Raw genomic sequence first — 14,597 nt, 5'->3', positions numbered from 1 at the left:
CAGAGGGATTTTCATCCTCAAGATGGCACGACGCCACCATCTTTCAACCGCCGTCTCAAATTAACGGCCGGCTTTGGTCGTCACGGCTTGGCAGGCAGCGGCGGAAGTCGGTCAGCTGTCCAATCAGGCGATAGGAATGACTGGCCCCGCATGGGCGAGACCAGTCGTGATCTCAGCCGTCGACGGCAGCCCATTTCGGGGCAATACCCGTACCGCGACCCAGGCCGTAACCCAGGCGGATATTAAGCATTCCCAAGGGTTCGAGCAGGCGAGCGGCATCGAGCGAGCCAGTTTTCTCGACAGCAAAGTCGGCGTCCTTCACCAGCGCTGCGGACGTGTCGACAGCGTCATCGTCCCCGGCCAGGAACACCGGTATGGTGGAGGTGTGCTTTGGGGAAGCCGCAAACAGTTCGGCAAAGATGGTATTGAAGGCCTTCACGACCTTGGCGCCTGTCGCCCTGTGCTGGATTTCCTCGGCTGCCGACGTATCGTGACCAAACAGCAGGCCGGAGAAATCGGGCTTTAGCGGATTGGTCATGTCGACGACGATTTTGCCTTGCAATGCTGCGGTTCCGGCAAATTCGAGCGCCGAAGCATAAGGCAGCGCGAGTACAAGAATATCGGCTTCGGCCACGGCCGAGGAGATCGGTGCGCTCGTAGCGCCGATCTCCTCGGCAAGCGACTTTGCCGCGGCCTCATTCCGCGATGCGAGGATGAGCTCGCGCTTGCCTGCCAGGCGACGCGCCAAGCCGGCACCCATGTTTCCAGTTCCGATAATAGCGGTTTTCATATGGTCGGTTCCTTCATCGAGTTGAATGACTTGGATATAGCCGACCGCGATCCCATCATGAATAGCATTGAATGTCTGTACATAATTGCATAAAAGTATCGAATGACCGATCTCGCCAATTTGAAGACTTTTGTAGCCGTCGCGACGGCCGGTAGTTTCGCCAAAGCTGCCGCCAGGCTGAACCTATCGCCCGCCATGGTGGGCCGGCGCATTCAGGCTTTGGAAACAGATTATGGTGTCAAGCTGATCGAGCGCACCACGCGAACCCAGAGGCTCACCGAGATCGGCCTCAGATTCCTGGAGAGAGCAAGCAGGGTCATCGATGAGCTGGAGCAGTTGAACGACCTCGCCGGTCCAGCCAACCACGAAATATCCGGCCACCTCCGCATCAGCGGCCCGACGACTCTGGGCGTCAAGCGGCTGGCATCGTCCATTGCTCGCTTTGCCAATCAGCATCCCGCTGTCAGCCTGGAGCTTAATCTTACGGACCGAAACGTCGATCTGATCGCGGAAGGCTATGACCTTGCCGTTCGGGTGGCGCATCTGCGGCCATCTTCCTTGATCGCAAGAAGGATCGGCACCTATCGCTTCGTCTGCTGCGCGTCTCCCGGTTATCTCACCAAGAACGGCGTGCCGACCCATCCCGAGCACTTGCAACAGCACCGCTGCATCCTAAGCCTCAATCTCGTCCCGCGCGATCAATGGCACTTCGAAGATAAAGATGGACGGGCGCTGGCGGCAAAGATCAACAGCAATATCGGTATCGACAATGGCGAAGCCATGCGTGTTGCCGCGGTGGAGGACGCCGGCATCGTCTATGCACCGCTGGTCCTGGTAGAGGAAGACATCGCCGCTGGGCGGCTGACTGAGGTGCTCGCCGATTGGGAAAAGTATAGCCTGCCGATCCATGCGGTTCACCCGTCGCGGCAATTCGTGCCGCGACGGGTGAAGGCCGCGATCGGCTGGATCGCCGGAGATCTCCGCCGTTAGATGGTGCAGGCAGAAAGCGCGGTTGGCGGTGTGCAGTCCCCGGCAGATTTCACGCTGCCGGCCGACCTTACTGCAGCTGCGGCTTCTTGAGAAAGCTGTTGCGGTCGGCGGATTTGATGCGCAGCCAGGCTTCGCGGCCGTTCCTGAGTATCCGGATCGGAATCTCAGCGCCGGCCGGGCCGCTGCTCCAAACCTTGCGATAGAAGTCGGCCAGACCATCGACCTCTTCGTCGCGGATCTCCGAGATGATGTCGCCCTGTCGCAGGCCGGCCTTTGCGGCCGGACCGTCTTCGGCAACGCTCATCACCACCACGCCGCCATTGCTCTCGGCGGAGAATGCGCCGAGCCAGGGCCGCGGCGGCTTGTTGACCCGGCCGCGGTTCAACAGATCGTCGAGGATCGGCGGCAAAAGGTCGATCGGCACGACCATGTTGATATCGGCGACCTCGTCGCCCTGGCTCATCTGCAGGCGAAGGGAACCGATGCCGAGAAGCTTGCCGTCCCAACCGATCAGCGCCGCACCGCCCCATGAGGGATGGGCCGGCGCCGTGAAAATCGCTTCGTCCAGCAGATATTCCCAGTAGCCGGCGAATTCCTGCCGGGCGACGATGTTTGCCTCGACGAATTCTCCGATGCCATCGGCAAGCACGACAGGATCGCCGGCCTTGGCGCTTGCCGCGTCGCCGAGATCCACGGCCGGCGCATCAAGGGGCCCAAGCGCCTGCACCAGGCCGAAGCCGCTTTCCTGATCATAGGCGAGTGCATGCGCGGGAACGACGCGCCCGTCATGGGTGGTCAGCCAGACCTCTTCGGCCTCGGTGATGAGATAGCCGATGGTCAGCACCAGCCCATTGTCGCGAATGACCACGCCGCTGCCCTCCCGGACAATGCCCAGCGTCTCCGCTGTGAAGGCATCTTCCGGAATGGAAGAACGAACGGCCACGACTGACCGCAAAATCGGATCAATATTCATGCTTTCATCCCGATGAGGCACCGGCCCGAAAGGATGAAAGCCGGCGCATTTCACCCTGAATAAGTAAGAAGACGGACGGGTGGCGGCAAGGCTGCAGCGGATGGAATTTCCAAATCGGGGAAACCCAGGGGATGCATTCAATGCGCGATCAAATACGTTGTAAATGGCCGTTCCGTGCCAAGGTTCGGCACAACCAAACTTGTGGACGCGATATTTTTGATGACAGCGTCACCGTGCAACAATATACGGTCAATCCTATCAGGAATCAGGCTGACACGGATTTACGACATGAAAGACTGGCATCCCGATCTCAGCCGCAGCAGCAGCCCTCGTTATATGGCGATCGCCGATGTGATCGAAATGGATCTGCGCAGCGGCCATCTGGTGGCCGGCGACCGGCTGCCGCCGCAACGCGAACTCGCCAAGCGGCTGAATGTCGATTTCACGACGGTGGCGAGAGGTTATGTCGAGGCGCAGAAGCGCGGGCTTGTCGATTCGCATGTCGGCCGCGGCACCTTCGTCACCGGTGGCGCCGATAAGGAGCGCCAAGGTTTCGCGCCCGGCGCCGCCCCCGATCCGCGCCGCGCATCCGTCGTCGATTTCTCGATGAACATGCCGCCGGAACCGAACGATCCGGAACTGCTCGCCCGCATGCGCGAGGGCATGTCGGCGGTGGCCGCCAACCTCATTCCGCTTCTGCGCTATCAGGGTTTTGGCGGCTCCGGCATGGACAAGGATGCCGCCGCCGCCTGGCTCAGCCGTCGCGGGCTGGTGCCCTCGCAGGAGCGGATATTCGTCACCCCTGGCGCCCATCCGGCCCTGCTGGCGATCTTCGGCCTGCTGGCAAAGCCGGGTGAAACCGTGCTTTCGGAAATCATCACCTATCCTGGCATGCGATCGATCGCTGCCCAGCTGCGGCTCAATCTGACCGGTCTGCCGATGGACGAGGACGGTATCCTGCCGGACGCTTTTGCCGAGGCCTGCGAGAGATTGAAGCCGAAGGCACTCTATCTCAATCCGACGCTGCAGAACCCGACGACGCTGACGATCCCGGCCAAGCGCCGTGAGGAAATCTCAGCTGTTGCCCGCAAATACCACGTGCCGATCGTCGAAGACGATGCCTACGGCTTCATTCCGCTGCAAGGCCCGGCGCCCCTCGCGGCAATAGCCCCCGATCTCACCTGGCATATCGGCGGACTGGCGAAATGCATCGGCGCGGGTCTGCGCCTTGCCTATGTCGTGGCGCCGGATAGCAAGGCCGTTTGGCCCTTCGTCAGCGCCATGCGCGCCAACAATGTCATGGCCTCGCCGCTGACCGTGGCGCTCGCCACCCGTTGGATCGAGGACGGCACCGCCGATACGATCCTGCGTTTCATCCGCGCCGAGGCCGCCGCCCGCCAGCAGATGGTCGCTGCCATCCTGCCGGCCGACAGCTACCGCGCCGATCCGATCAGTTTCAATATCTGGCTGCCGCTCTCCAACGGCTGGACCCGCTCCACCTTCGGCAGCCACACCCGCTCCTCCGGCATCGGCGTCGCGGCAAGCGATGTCTTCACAGTCGAGGGGACGGCACCCGAGGCCGTGCGTGTCTGCCTTGGCGGGCCGATCACCCGGGAGAAGCTGCAGGGCGCGCTGGAGTTCATGGCCCATGCGCTTGAGGGCCCGCCGGAAATGGCGGCTTCGTTCTTCTGACGTTCAAGCCTCGTGGCTGACGCCGTCGACGCATCCGAAAGCCGGAAGCGGTCGGGGTAATCGGCCGCGCCATGATTCACCCAAGATGAAGCCTAATGCATGTCGCCCGGAAGTGTGCAGCGGTTCCGGGATAAGGACATGCATAAAAACAAGAGCTAATGCGCATCGCATGAATCTAGTCCAATGCGACGCGCATTAGCCGTCAGCTGCCGCCAGCCGGCGGGACTGTGCGGCATTCTGACGAATTGACTGGTAATGTCGAGATGATGCAGTTATATTGAATGCATACATTGCTGAGCATTGATTGACTCGATGTTCCGCGCAGAAAAAGGCGATATCATCATGGAGACCGAATACCCCCCGCTTCCTCCGCTGCAGACCGGCATCAGGGGACGCTGCCCGCGCTGCGGCCAGGGCCATATGTTCAAGGGCTTCCTGACCTTGCAGCCGGAATGCGAGGCCTGCGGCCTCGATTATTCCTTCGCCGATCCGGCTGATGGTCCGGCTTTTTTCGTCATCTGCTTTGCCTGCATACCGAGCGTGCTGCTCGGCGTCTGGCTGGAGGTCGCTTTCACGGCGCCGATCTGGGTGCAGCTTCTGGTCACCGGCCCCTTCATGCTCGCCACCTGCATACCGCCGCTGCGGCCGCTGAAGGGCTGGCTGGTCGCCAGCCAGTATTTCTACAAGGCGGAAGAGGGCAAACTCGCCTGAGATCTGTTCAGCGTCGCGCGCAGGCGCGGCGTGGCGAAATTGATGAGCGCCCGCAATTTCAGCGGCACCAATCCCTGCTGGGGATAGACGAGATGCACCGGTGCCGGCGGCGGTTCGAAATCGACAAGCAGCGGCGTGAGTTGACCGGCCATCTCAGCGCCTGCGGCCTGGTAGGAAAGTACCCGGGTGATGCCGAGGCCGGCGACCGCCGCATCGACCGCAGCCTCGGCGGTGTTGACGCCAAGCCGTGAGCGGATCGGCACGATGAGGTCACGTTTTCCCTCGGTGAATGTCCAACTCAGCGTCGAGGCCATGGCCTCGAAGGTGACGCAGTCATGGGCGGTGAGATCGCCTGGCTGCTGAGGTGCGACGTGCCGCGTCAGATAATCCGGGCTGGCATAGACCGTCCGGCGGATTGCGCCGAGCCTGGTGGCGATCATGTTGCTGTCCGGCAGGTTGCCGATACGGAGCGCCACATCGATATGATCCTCGACGAGGTTGGACAGCCGGTCGCCAAGCATCAGCCGCAGATTGATATCGGGGTAGGCCTTCAGGAAATCCACCACCACAGGCAGGACATGCAGCCGCCCGAAGACGATCGGCGCAGTCATCGTCAACTCGCCCTTCGGTACGCTGTATTCACCGGCCGCCGCCCGTTCCGCCTCTTCCACCCGATCGAGAATTTCCCGCGCCGCCTCCACATAGGAGCGGCCTGCCTCCGTCAGCGCGACCTTCCTGTTGGTTCTCTGCAGCAACTGGGCGTTCAGATGTGCTTCCAGTTCGGAAACCTTGCGGCTGACAGTTGCCAGCGGGGACCGCAGATGCCGGGATGCGGCCGACAGGCTGCCCTGTTCGACCACGGCAAGAAGCACGGTCATGGCGTCGAGGCGGTCCATCCTATCCTTCCATAAATTGGGAATATACCTTCCAGAATAGCACTCTACTGCACGCAAATGGAAGGCAATAAATTATGCCGCAGATGGTTCGAAGCGGCCATCATCAATCGCGGCCCGTCGATCGCAAAGATCAGAGGAAAACATCATGAAACTCTACTACCATCCGCTATCCGGTCATTCGCACCGGGTTCACCTGTTCCTGTCTCTGCTGGGCGTGCCCTATGAACTGGTCGAGCTCGACCTGGCGGCAGGCGACCACAAAGCGCCGGAGTTTCTGAAGCTCAATCCCTTTGGCCAAGTGCCGGTACTCGACGATAATGGCACGGTCATTGCCGATTCCTCTGCCATCCTCGTCTATCTCGCGCGCAAATATGGCCGTAACGACTGGCTGCCGGAAGAGGCATTGGCCGCGGCGCGAACACAGAAATGGTTGTCGGTTGCATCAGGCGAAATCGCCTACGGGGTGTGCGCTGCTCGCTTGGTGACCGTCTTCGGCGCCGATTTCCGTACTGAGGAGGTGATCACCCGGGCGCACCGCATTCTCGCGCTGATCGACGCGGAACTCGCCGACCGCAATTTCCTACTCGGCAACAATCCGGTGATCGCCGACGTCGCGCTCTACAGCTACATCGCCAATGCGCCGGAGGGCAATGTCGATCTCTCGGCTTATCCAAACGTCCGCGCCTGGCTCGCGCGCATCGAGGCGTTGCCGGGTTTCGTCGGCTTTCGCAAGACGAAGATCGGCCTTGCCGCATGAGACGTCGCCGGGACGGATCACCGTCCCGGTTTCCCAAATGGTGCCCGCAAGGAGGCCGTAATGCTGGAGCAGACAAGACAGGACGCCACATCACCCTGGCATCAAGGTGAACTCGCCATGCAGCGTAGCGTCGGGGTCGTCGAACGCATGGACGGACCCGGACGCAATTTCGTCCGCAAGGCAATGCCGGAGCAGCACCGCGCCTTCTTTCCAATGCTGCCTTTTGTCGTCCTCGGCGCCGTCGATGCCAAAGGCGATGTCTGGGCGACGGTGCGGGCTGAGCGACCGGGCTTCATGTCCTCACCGGATCCGGAGGTCCTGGATGTCGACCTGCGGCGCGACCCGGCCGATCCCGCCGATGCCGGCATGGAGGACGGCAATGCGATCGCAATGCTCGGCATCCAACTCGAGACCCGCCGGCGCAACCGGCTGAACGGCGTGATCCGCAGAACGGATGCCGAAGCTTTCCGCGTGCGTGTCGGCCAGAGCTTCGGCAACTGCCCGCAGTATATCCAGCCGCGCTCTTCCGTCTTTGTCCGCGATCCCGATAGGCCGACAGCGGTGGCGCCGCTGCATTCCGGTCAACTCGACCATCGCATGCGGCAGATGATCGAGGGTGCCGACACCTTCTTCGTCGCCTCCTATGTTGATCGCGACAATGGCGAGCGGCAGGTGGACGTCTCCCATCGCGGCGGCGATGCCGGCTTCGTCCGTCTCAGTGCTGGCGGCGTGCTGACCATTCCCGATTTTGCCGGCAATCGGTTCTTCAACACCCTCGGCAATTTCCTCGTCAACCCGAAGGCCGGTCTGGTCTTCATCGATTTTGAAACCGGCGACATGCTGCAGATGACCGGAACGGCAGAAGTGCTGGTGGATTCGCCCGAAATCACCAGCTTTCAAAGGGCGGAACGGCTGTGGCGTTTCACGCCGGAAGAGATCGTGTTTCGCCCGGATGCTCTGCCGCTGCGATGGAGCAAGGAGAGCGCCGATCTGCTGCGCCGTTCCCGCGGGTGAGGGGGACGCTTGGCTGCATCTCGACCTCTGCGGCAAAACGTTACCTTGGCGCCTTGCAACAATTGTACCGATCGGTACAATGATAACCATTCACTACAGGAGCGCCCATGTCCAGCCTGGCCCCAGCCTTCACCCTTGAGACCGCCACCCGAAAAGTCCGCCTTGCCGAGGACGGCTGGAACAGCCGCGATCCGGAGCGCGTCTCGCTCGTCTATACGCCGGACAGTTGCTGGCGGAACCGCGCCGAATTCGTCAACGGTCGAGCCGAGATCGTCGCCTTTCTCACCCGCAAATGGGCCAAGGAATTGGACTACCGGCTGATCAAGGAGATCTGGGCCTTCACCGATGATCGCATCGCCGTGCGCTTCGCTTACGAATGGCACGACGACAGCGGCAACTGGTTCCGCTCCTATGGCAACGAGAACTGGGAATTCGATGCCGCCGGTCTGATGCAGCGCCGCTTCGCCTGCATCAACGACCTGCCGATTCGGGAATCGGAACGACAGTACCACTGGCCGCTCGGCCGGCGGCCCGACGATCATCCCGGTCTGAGCGAACTCGGCCTCTGACGCAAGCCAGGCCAAGGAACTCCGCCGGTGAAGACCGTCTACGAACGCGCCGACATCGTGCCGTTGCTGGCGGAAATCTTCCGCGAACTCGGCTATGAGGCCACGTCGCTCAGCCGCATAACCGAACGCATCGGCATCGGCAAGGGCAGTCTTTATCACTTCTTTCCCGGTGGCAAGGAGGAGATGGCGGGTGCCGTGCTCGCCGATGTCGATGCCTGGTTCGAACAGGCGATCTATCAGCCGTTAAGAAAGGACGACGCTCGTCAGGCTATCGCGGCGATGTGGACGCATGTGAACGATTATTTTCGCTCCGGCCGGCGCATCTGCCTCGTCGGCGCCTTCGCGCTTGATGAGACCCGGGAACGATTTTCGCCAGCAATCGGCGGCTATTTCATTCGCTGGATCGACGCCTTGCGTTCGGCGTTGATGCGGGCGGGCTGTGCAGAGGAGGAGGCGCAGGCGCTGGCCGAGGAGAGCGTCGCCGGCATTCAAGGCGCACTGGTGCTGTCGCGGGCGCTGGACGACACAACGGTCTTCACCCGATCGCTGCAGACGCTGGCGAAACGGCTCGAAGTCGTGATGCGATGAGGGCGGTCAAAGCGGCTGGGATGTTCCATTGCAGCCGTAAAGAATTCACCCGGCCACGATTGATTGGCCGGGGCCTCGATCGGGCGCTGGGCGGCGCTCGATCTTATATCAGCGTTGTTGTTGAGGCTGCTGGGTCGGGCGCGGATTTTCCCGTTCAGGGCGAATCTGGCGCCATTCATTTTCCATCTGGTCGACGACGTGCTGGGGAATGGTGGTTTGCGTTGTGGCGGGCGTCTGCATCGGAAGTCTCCTCGTTCTGTGGTAAGGCTTCAGGGCAAAGAGATGCATCGCACAAGACAAAAGGCGTGTAAATCAGTGGCTTAAACACTTTAAACGATTAAATAGATTTTAATCGATTAAGACGGTTTTAACCACGATATTTTTGGGAAGCGCGGAATGGTTGTCCACATGGACCGGGGTTTCTTTTTCGATGCGGTGCGGGACCAACTCTTCAAGGGAGAGATGACGCATCCTCAGGTAGTGGGCATCACTGCGATTATCGACGCTTGGGAAGAGCGGTTTCCCCATGCCGATCGGCGGTGGCTCGCCTATATCCTCGCAACCGCTTACCATGAGACCGCCTATACGATGCAGCCGGTGCGCGAGACGCTGGCGCACAGCGATAAACGCGCGGTCGAGATCCTGGAGACGGCCTTTGCTGCAGGCAAGCTTTCCTGGGTGAAAACCCCGTACTGGCGGCCGGACGAGGATGGTCGCAGCTGGCATGGACGCGGTCTGGTGCAACTCACCCACAAGCGGAACTATGAGGCGATGAGCACGCTGACGGGCATCGACCTCGTTGCCGATCCCGACCGGGCGATGGAGATGGCGGCGGCGGTAACGATCCTGATCGAAGGCATGCTGCAGGGCAGCTTTACCGGCCACAAGCTCGCCGATCACCTGAACTTGACGACGGAGGATTGGGTGAACGCACGCCGCATCGTCAACGGCACCGACCGGGCGGAAAAGCTCGCGGCTTACGCCATCATCTTCGCTGCGGCGATACGTCCGGATGCCCCGCATGGCATGTTCGCGCGGTTGAAGGCCTGGGGCTTGCGTGTTATCGCCCGGCTGACCCTCTGAAACTTGACAGGAGCTTCCGCGTGATCCGCCATATCGTCTTCTTCACCGTGCAGGAGGAACATCTGCAGGAGGTGAGGGCCGGGCTTTCGGTTCTGACCGGCATTCCTCATGCGCGGTTGCTGGAGATCGGCACCAATGTGAAAACCGATCAATTGGGCACCGAGATCGATCTCGTAGTCTACGGCGAATTCGACGACGAGGCGGCCCTTGCCGCCTATAAGGCCCATCCGGATTACCAGCTCTCGATCGAGCGCGTGCGGCCGCTCCGGGAAAAGCGCATCGCCGCCGATTACGACTGCTCCACGGCGGTGACGCGGCCGCTTTGAATCTCGCAAGCGTGCTGTTGCCATGCCACATTCCGTCGAAATTTCAGATGGAAGACTGATTTTCCGGAGGGGGGTCGCGCCCCGAAGTTCACTCAACTGTTGAGCCGCCGGACTCAACTTTCGAAAAAGCGGCGGCAAGCGATTCAAAAGATTCGCCAAAGCGGGCTGCGTGCTAATGGTCAGCTGGCTGCAGCAGTCGCGATACGCGGTCGGAAAGCCGCTCTCGTCCTGATGATGATGATAATCAAGACAGATTAAGAATGGCTGACTTGCCGGGCCCGGGCTCTCACGAGACGACCGGGCTCGGGTGCGATGCGTGGGCGCTGCGCACCACCGCCATCAACATCAGCACGAAACTCAACGACAAGGCGGCGAGAACGGCGCAGGCGACGAGTGCCGGGCCGGTGCCAGCGCGGTCGAGGATGGCGGTGAAGATGACCGGGGCGATGGCGTTGGCGAGGTTTTGCGGCAGCGACAGCCGGGCCGACTGCAGACCGTATTCGGCAGGTGAAAACAGCGCCAGCGGCAGAAGCGCGCGGGCGACGGTCATGACGCCGGCGCCAAAGCCGTAGAGCAGAATGAAGGTGACGAGCAGCGGTGTTGACGAGCCGGCGACCAGCATGATCAGGAAACTGATCATCATCAGGCCGATGCCCATCGCCGCGCTGAGCATGGGGTTGCCGCGCCGGCCGAGCAGCATGTCGAGGAAACGCGCCGAGATGCCGAGCACGCCGCGTGCCGAGCCGAGCTGCAGCGCGAAGGCCGGCGAGGCGCCGGACTGACGGAAGATTTCGAGCAGCGATGGCGAGATGCCGAAGGTGATGAAGGTCGAGATCGTCGTCGCCGCGGCAATCAGCAGGAAGGCTTTGCGCCGTGCCACCTTCGACAGCGGCACCGGGGCAATGTCTGCCGCGCTGCCTTCGATATGCATTACGATCGGTTTCGGCAGGGCGAAAAGATGCAGCGGCAGACAGACGAAGAATTGCAGCCCCGCGCAGACGAGAAAGGTGAGGCGCCAGCCGAGCGTCTCGTTGAGCAGGCTGAGGATCGGCCAGAAGATGGCGCTCGAAAGCCCGGTGAACAGCATGAGAATAGCGATGACGCGTTTGCCGTTCGCCCCTTCGCGCTCGACGACGGCCGTATAGGCCGGTGCCGAAAGGCCACAGGCGCCGCCGATGCCGATGATCACCCAGGCGGCGGCATAAAACACGATGCCGTTTGCGGCGGAAAGCAGAAGCAAGCCAAGCGCAAAGGTCAGTGAGGCGGCCGATAACACTCGGGCGGCGCCGTAGCGGGAGAGCCAGCGGCCGGTCGCGGGACCAATGATGGCGCTGACCATCATCATGATCGTCAGGCCGGCAAACGCGACCTCGTTCGCCAAGCCAAGAGCGGGTGCCACGACGCGGCCCATGACCCCGAGCATGTCGAACGTCGTGCCCCAGCCGATCAACTGGGTGATGGCAAGCACGGTGACCGTCTGCGCCGAGCGGAAGCGGAAGGAATTTGGCATTGGTGCTGAAATGGCCTGAATGCGGAAACACCAAGGACATACCAGTTTCAATCGGCCGGTAAAAGTTGCGATCGCAATTCCCGCCACACCTGATACCGAACGACTTTTTCCGATGCGGAGGAGGCCGCCGAAGCCTGCCGCGGCAGCGGTTTTCAGCAGCTGACACCGGTTGCCGTCAGCAGTCGAGAATGGTTCTAAATGCCCTGCGTTACAGCGCATTCATTTGCCATTCAGGTCGCGTGAGTACATATTCGGGCCACATTGGCATTACCTTGAAAGCATAGCACATGGCCTTTCCTCTGAGCGTCGCAGCGTTGGCCGCCGGACTGGTGGTATCGGCGCCCTCATCGGACGTCGTGGGCACTCTCGTTCACAGCGTGGCAGGTGACTGCAGCGCCGCCGCAGCCCAGGTGGTTGAGCAAACGGGCGGCCAGCTCCTGTCCGTGCAACCGGTGGGCGACACCTGCATCATCACCGTTCTGGTGTCGGGAAACGGCCAGCGTCCACGCAAAGTGACGGTAAAGGTTCCGATGTAGGCGGAATCGGTCTATTCAGGACATGATCGATTTGAAGCGGGCGAAGGCGGACCGATGCGCATTCTGGTAGTCGAAGACGATGTTAATCTGAACCGGCAGCTGGCCGACACGCTGAAGGAGGCGGGCTATGTCGTCGACCAGGCGTTCGACGGCGAGGAAGGCCATTTCCTCGGCGATACCGAACCTTATGACGCCATAATTCTCGATATCGGCTTGCCGGAGCTGGACGGGGTCACCGTCCTTGAAAAATGGCGCGGCGCCGGCCGCGGCATGCCGGTGCTGATCCTGACGGCGCGCGACCGCTGGAGCGACAAGGTCGCCGGTATCGACGCAGGGGCCGACGACTACGTCACCAAACCCTTCCATGTCGAGGAAGTGCTGGCGCGAATTCGGGCGCTGATCCGGCGCGCGGCGGGGCATTCCTCATCCGAGATCATCTGCGGGCCGGTGCGGCTCGATACCAAATCCTCCAAGGCGACGGTCAATGGCACGACGCTGAAGCTGACCTCGCACGAATACCGCCTTCTCGCCTATCTCATGCATCATATGGGCGAGGTCGTCTCCCGCACAGAACTGGTCGAGCACATGTACGACCAGGATTTTGACCGCGATTCCAACACGATCGAGGTCTTTGTCGGCCGTCTGCGCAAGAAGATGGGCGTCGATCTGATCGAAACGGTGCGCGGTCTCGGATACCGCATCCAAGCGCCGAAACATGCGAATTAAGTCGCTCACCGCACGTGTTTTGTTGTTGACCACAGTCTGGTCGACGGTGGCGCTGGTGGTGATCGGCCTGTTGATCTCCACCCTCTACCGCAAGAGCGCCGAACGCGGTTTCCAGGATCTGCTGCGGGCGCAGCTCTATAACGTCATCAACTCTGTGACGATCGGCGATCAGGGAGCGCTCAGCGGCAGCCCGCAGCTCGGCGACCTGCGTTTTGCCCAGCCGAAGACCGGTTGGTATTGGGTGGTGGAGCCGCTCGGCACCTATACGACGGCACCGCTGGTGTCGCCCTCGCTCGGCTCGGCGCTCATTCCGGTTCCCTCCGTCGTCGAGGCGCCTTTCGACAAGAATTACGAACGCTACTATCAGGTGACGGATGCCTCCGGGAACCGCGTGCAGGTGGCGGAAACCGAAGTGGTGCTCGATACTGACGGGCGCGCGGCGCGCGTCCGCGTCACCGGCAATGTCGATGTCGTCGAAGACGACGTGCGCACCTTTTCCCATAGCCTCTATCTGGCGCTGGCCGGCTTCGGCGTCGGCAGCCTGATCGTCAATGCCCTGGCGATTCTCTATGGCCTGAAGCCACTCGACAAGGCACGTGCCGCCTTGGAGCGCATCCGCGCCGGCGAGAGCGAGCAGCTCAAAGGCGACTTCCCGCGTGAGATTTTGCCGCTCGCCAACGAGGTCAACGCGCTGATCGACAGCAACCGCCGCATCGTCGAGCGGGCCCGCATGCAGGTCGGCAATCTCGCCCATTCGCTGAAGACCCCGATTGCCGTGCTTCTCAACGAGGCGCGCGTGCTCGAAAAATCCCATGGCGAACTGGTGCGCAGCCAGGCGGAATCGATGCAGGGACAGGTGCAGTCCTATCTCAACCGCGCCCGCATCGCTGCGCAACGCGAATCCGTGCTCGCCCGCACCGATGCCGAGCCGGCGCTCGAGCGGCTGGTGCGCGTCATGCGCCGGCTGAACGTCGATACCGAATTCGATCTCGTCGTCTCGCCGCCGCATCTGGCCGTCGCTATGGAGCAACAGGATCTCGAGGAGACCGTCGGCAATCTCTTGGAGAATGCGGCGCGTTTTGCCAAAAGCAAGGTACGGCTTTCGGCCGTCGAGGCCGGCGACGACGTCAAGGGAGCGGAGGCGAGTGCGCGCCGCCACTGGGTGGAGCTCGCCGTCGAGGATGACGGGCCGGGCCTCGAGCCCGATCAGATCCGCGAGGCGCTGAAGCGCGGCCGCAGGCTCGACGAAAGCAAGCCCGGAACCGGGCTCGGCCTTTCGATCGTCACCGAGATCTCCAGTGAGTATCAAGGACGGCTCGAGCTTTCCCGCGGCGAATGGGGCGGGCTCAAGGCGAAGCTTATCCTGCCCGGCATCACAAAGGATGTTGCATGAGCAACTGCTTGATGTCACAAAGATACTGGCAAATGCATAGCAT

17 protein-coding genes are annotated in these 14,597 nt (G+C 61.7%); 12 read left to right on the top strand and 5 right to left on the bottom strand.

The genetic code is table 11. The features are described from left to right. Positions 1 to 172 precede the first annotated feature (172 nt). A complete protein-coding gene (locus tag HJB82_RS08455; protein ID WP_221131454.1) occupies positions 173 to 790 on the bottom strand; it encodes an NADPH-dependent F420 reductase in 618 nt (205 codons plus the stop codon). 102 nt (positions 791 to 892) lie between these two features. On the opposite strand from HJB82_RS08455, the gene HJB82_RS08450 reads away from it, so the two are divergent. Continuing rightward, positions 893 to 1,780 carry a LysR family transcriptional regulator gene (locus tag HJB82_RS08450; RefSeq protein ID WP_221131455.1) on the top strand — a complete coding sequence of 296 codons (888 nt, stop codon included), beginning with the start codon at positions 893 to 895 and terminating at the stop codon, positions 1,778 to 1,780. A gap of 67 nt (positions 1,781 to 1,847) precedes the next feature. Here the strand turns inward: HJB82_RS08450 and HJB82_RS08445 are convergent, their stop codons facing one another. Further along, positions 1,848 to 2,753, bottom strand: coding sequence for a S1C family serine protease (locus tag HJB82_RS08445; RefSeq protein ID WP_221139818.1), 906 nt, complete (start codon positions 2,751 to 2,753; stop codon positions 1,848 to 1,850). A 288-nt stretch (positions 2,754 to 3,041) separates the two neighbouring features. Here HJB82_RS08445 and HJB82_RS08440 point away from each other — a divergent pair, with 288 nt between their 5' ends. Both HJB82_RS08440 and HJB82_RS08435 read left to right on the top strand, forming a co-directional pair. Beyond that, positions 3,042 to 4,445: a PLP-dependent aminotransferase family protein gene (locus tag HJB82_RS08440; RefSeq protein WP_207583537.1), complete on the top strand. Its 1,404-nt coding sequence runs from the start codon at positions 3,042 to 3,044 to the stop codon at positions 4,443 to 4,445. Between the two features lie 342 nt (positions 4,446 to 4,787). Continuing rightward, complete coding sequence (locus tag HJB82_RS08435; RefSeq protein WP_003587713.1) at positions 4,788 to 5,156, top strand: DUF983 domain-containing protein; 369 nt, start codon at positions 4,788 to 4,790, stop codon at positions 5,154 to 5,156. Here HJB82_RS08435 and HJB82_RS08430 read toward each other — a convergent pair. Next, positions 5,126 to 6,052, bottom strand: coding sequence for a LysR family transcriptional regulator (locus tag HJB82_RS08430; RefSeq protein WP_207583538.1), 927 nt, complete (start codon positions 6,050 to 6,052; stop codon positions 5,126 to 5,128). The two genes, HJB82_RS08435 and HJB82_RS08430, sit on opposite strands and share 31 nt — an antisense overlap. A gap of 145 nt (positions 6,053 to 6,197) precedes the next feature. On the opposite strand from HJB82_RS08430, the gene HJB82_RS08425 reads away from it, so the two are divergent. The 4 genes from HJB82_RS08425 to HJB82_RS08410 all read left to right on the top strand — a co-directional run bounded on the left by HJB82_RS08425 (position 6,198) and on the right by HJB82_RS08410 (position 8,980). Next, a complete protein-coding gene (locus HJB82_RS08425; protein ID WP_221115328.1) occupies positions 6,198 to 6,809 on the top strand; it encodes a glutathione S-transferase family protein in 612 nt (203 codons plus the stop codon). A gap of 60 nt (positions 6,810 to 6,869) precedes the next feature. Next, positions 6,870 to 7,823 carry a pyridoxamine 5'-phosphate oxidase family protein gene (locus HJB82_RS08420; RefSeq protein ID WP_221139817.1) on the top strand — a complete coding sequence of 318 codons (954 nt, stop codon included), beginning with the start codon at positions 6,870 to 6,872 and terminating at the stop codon, positions 7,821 to 7,823. A 107-nt stretch (positions 7,824 to 7,930) separates the two neighbouring features. Beyond that, positions 7,931 to 8,392, top strand: a complete 462-nt coding sequence (locus tag HJB82_RS08415) for a nuclear transport factor 2 family protein (protein WP_207583541.1) — start codon at positions 7,931 to 7,933, stop codon at positions 8,390 to 8,392. A gap of 27 nt (positions 8,393 to 8,419) precedes the next feature. Then, complete coding sequence (locus HJB82_RS08410; RefSeq protein ID WP_207583542.1) at positions 8,420 to 8,980, top strand: TetR/AcrR family transcriptional regulator; 561 nt, start codon at positions 8,420 to 8,422, stop codon at positions 8,978 to 8,980. Positions 8,981 to 9,088: 108 nt separating this feature from the next. Here the strand turns inward: HJB82_RS08410 and HJB82_RS31520 are convergent, their stop codons facing one another. Beyond that, complete coding sequence (locus HJB82_RS31520) at positions 9,089 to 9,220, bottom strand: hypothetical protein (protein ID WP_259669581.1); 132 nt, start codon at positions 9,218 to 9,220, stop codon at positions 9,089 to 9,091. Positions 9,221 to 9,376: 156 nt separating this feature from the next. On the opposite strand from HJB82_RS31520, the gene HJB82_RS08405 reads away from it, so the two are divergent. Then, positions 9,377 to 10,063 carry a hypothetical protein gene (locus HJB82_RS08405; RefSeq protein ID WP_207583543.1) on the top strand — a complete coding sequence of 229 codons (687 nt, stop codon included), beginning with the start codon at positions 9,377 to 9,379 and terminating at the stop codon, positions 10,061 to 10,063. 20 nt (positions 10,064 to 10,083) lie between these two features. Next, positions 10,084 to 10,389 (top strand): Dabb family protein, encoded by a 306-nt coding sequence (locus HJB82_RS08400; RefSeq protein ID WP_221131459.1) that lies wholly within the window; start codon positions 10,084 to 10,086, stop codon positions 10,387 to 10,389. Between the two features lie 286 nt (positions 10,390 to 10,675). Here the strand turns inward: HJB82_RS08400 and HJB82_RS08395 are convergent, their stop codons facing one another. After that, the gene (locus HJB82_RS08395) at positions 10,676 to 11,899 is read right to left on the bottom strand and encodes an MFS transporter (RefSeq protein ID WP_221139816.1); all 1,224 of its coding nucleotides are present in this window, start codon (positions 11,897 to 11,899) and stop codon (positions 10,676 to 10,678) included. Positions 11,900 to 12,186: 287 nt separating this feature from the next. On the opposite strand from HJB82_RS08395, the gene HJB82_RS08390 reads away from it, so the two are divergent. From HJB82_RS08390 to HJB82_RS08380, 3 genes are read left to right on the top strand one after another with little or no spacing between them, the layout of a single operon-like run. Further along, complete coding sequence (locus HJB82_RS08390; protein ID WP_207583546.1) at positions 12,187 to 12,435, top strand: hypothetical protein; 249 nt, start codon at positions 12,187 to 12,189, stop codon at positions 12,433 to 12,435. Positions 12,436 to 12,489: 54 nt separating this feature from the next. Continuing rightward, a complete protein-coding gene (locus HJB82_RS08385) occupies positions 12,490 to 13,161 on the top strand; it encodes a response regulator transcription factor (protein ID WP_207583547.1) in 672 nt (223 codons plus the stop codon). Continuing rightward, positions 13,151 to 14,554, top strand: coding sequence for a HAMP domain-containing sensor histidine kinase (locus HJB82_RS08380; RefSeq protein ID WP_116405261.1), 1,404 nt, complete (start codon positions 13,151 to 13,153; stop codon positions 14,552 to 14,554). Before HJB82_RS08385 ends, HJB82_RS08380 begins: the two co-directional genes overlap by 11 nt. The last annotated feature ends 43 nt before the right edge of the window (positions 14,555 to 14,597 follow it).

It is taken from the genome of Rhizobium sp. NZLR10 (genome assembly GCF_019685125.1).
Taxonomy (GTDB): Bacteria; Pseudomonadota; Alphaproteobacteria; order Rhizobiales; family Rhizobiaceae; genus Rhizobium.
The sequence above is the reverse complement of the archived record's forward strand: the minus strand, read 5'-3'. Positions and strand labels throughout refer to the sequence as shown.

Bases quoted from the DNA above. Each gene is read 5' to 3' on its own strand.
- HJB82_RS08455 (WP_221131454.1), bottom strand. From the start codon at position 790: ATGAAAACCGCTATTATCGGAACTGGAAACATGGGTGCCGGCTTGGCG.
- HJB82_RS08450 (WP_221131455.1), top strand. From the start codon at position 893: ATGACCGATCTCGCCAATTTGAAGACTTTTGTAGCCGTCGCGACGGCC.
- HJB82_RS08445 (WP_221139818.1), bottom strand. From the start codon at position 2,753: ATGAATATTGATCCGATTTTGCGGTCAGTCGTGGCCGTTCGTTCTTCC.
- HJB82_RS08440 (WP_207583537.1), top strand. From the start codon at position 3,042: ATGAAAGACTGGCATCCCGATCTCAGCCGCAGCAGCAGCCCTCGTTAT.
- HJB82_RS08435 (WP_003587713.1), top strand. From the start codon at position 4,788: ATGGAGACCGAATACCCCCCGCTTCCTCCGCTGCAGACCGGCATCAGG.
- HJB82_RS08430 (WP_207583538.1), bottom strand. From the start codon at position 6,052: ATGGACCGCCTCGACGCCATGACCGTGCTTCTTGCCGTGGTCGAACAG.
- HJB82_RS08425 (WP_221115328.1), top strand. From the start codon at position 6,198: ATGAAACTCTACTACCATCCGCTATCCGGTCATTCGCACCGGGTTCAC.
- HJB82_RS08420 (WP_221139817.1), top strand. From the start codon at position 6,870: ATGCTGGAGCAGACAAGACAGGACGCCACATCACCCTGGCATCAAGGT.
- HJB82_RS08415 (WP_207583541.1), top strand. From the start codon at position 7,931: ATGTCCAGCCTGGCCCCAGCCTTCACCCTTGAGACCGCCACCCGAAAA.
- HJB82_RS31520 (WP_259669581.1), bottom strand. From the start codon at position 9,220: ATGCAGACGCCCGCCACAACGCAAACCACCATTCCCCAGCACGTCGTC.
- HJB82_RS08405 (WP_207583543.1), top strand. From the start codon at position 9,377: ATGGTTGTCCACATGGACCGGGGTTTCTTTTTCGATGCGGTGCGGGAC.
- HJB82_RS08395 (WP_221139816.1), bottom strand. From the start codon at position 11,899: ATGCCAAATTCCTTCCGCTTCCGCTCGGCGCAGACGGTCACCGTGCTT.
- HJB82_RS08390 (WP_207583546.1), top strand. From the start codon at position 12,187: ATGGCCTTTCCTCTGAGCGTCGCAGCGTTGGCCGCCGGACTGGTGGTA.
- HJB82_RS08385 (WP_207583547.1), top strand. From the start codon at position 12,490: ATGCGCATTCTGGTAGTCGAAGACGATGTTAATCTGAACCGGCAGCTG.
- HJB82_RS08380 (WP_116405261.1), top strand. From the start codon at position 13,151: ATGCGAATTAAGTCGCTCACCGCACGTGTTTTGTTGTTGACCACAGTC.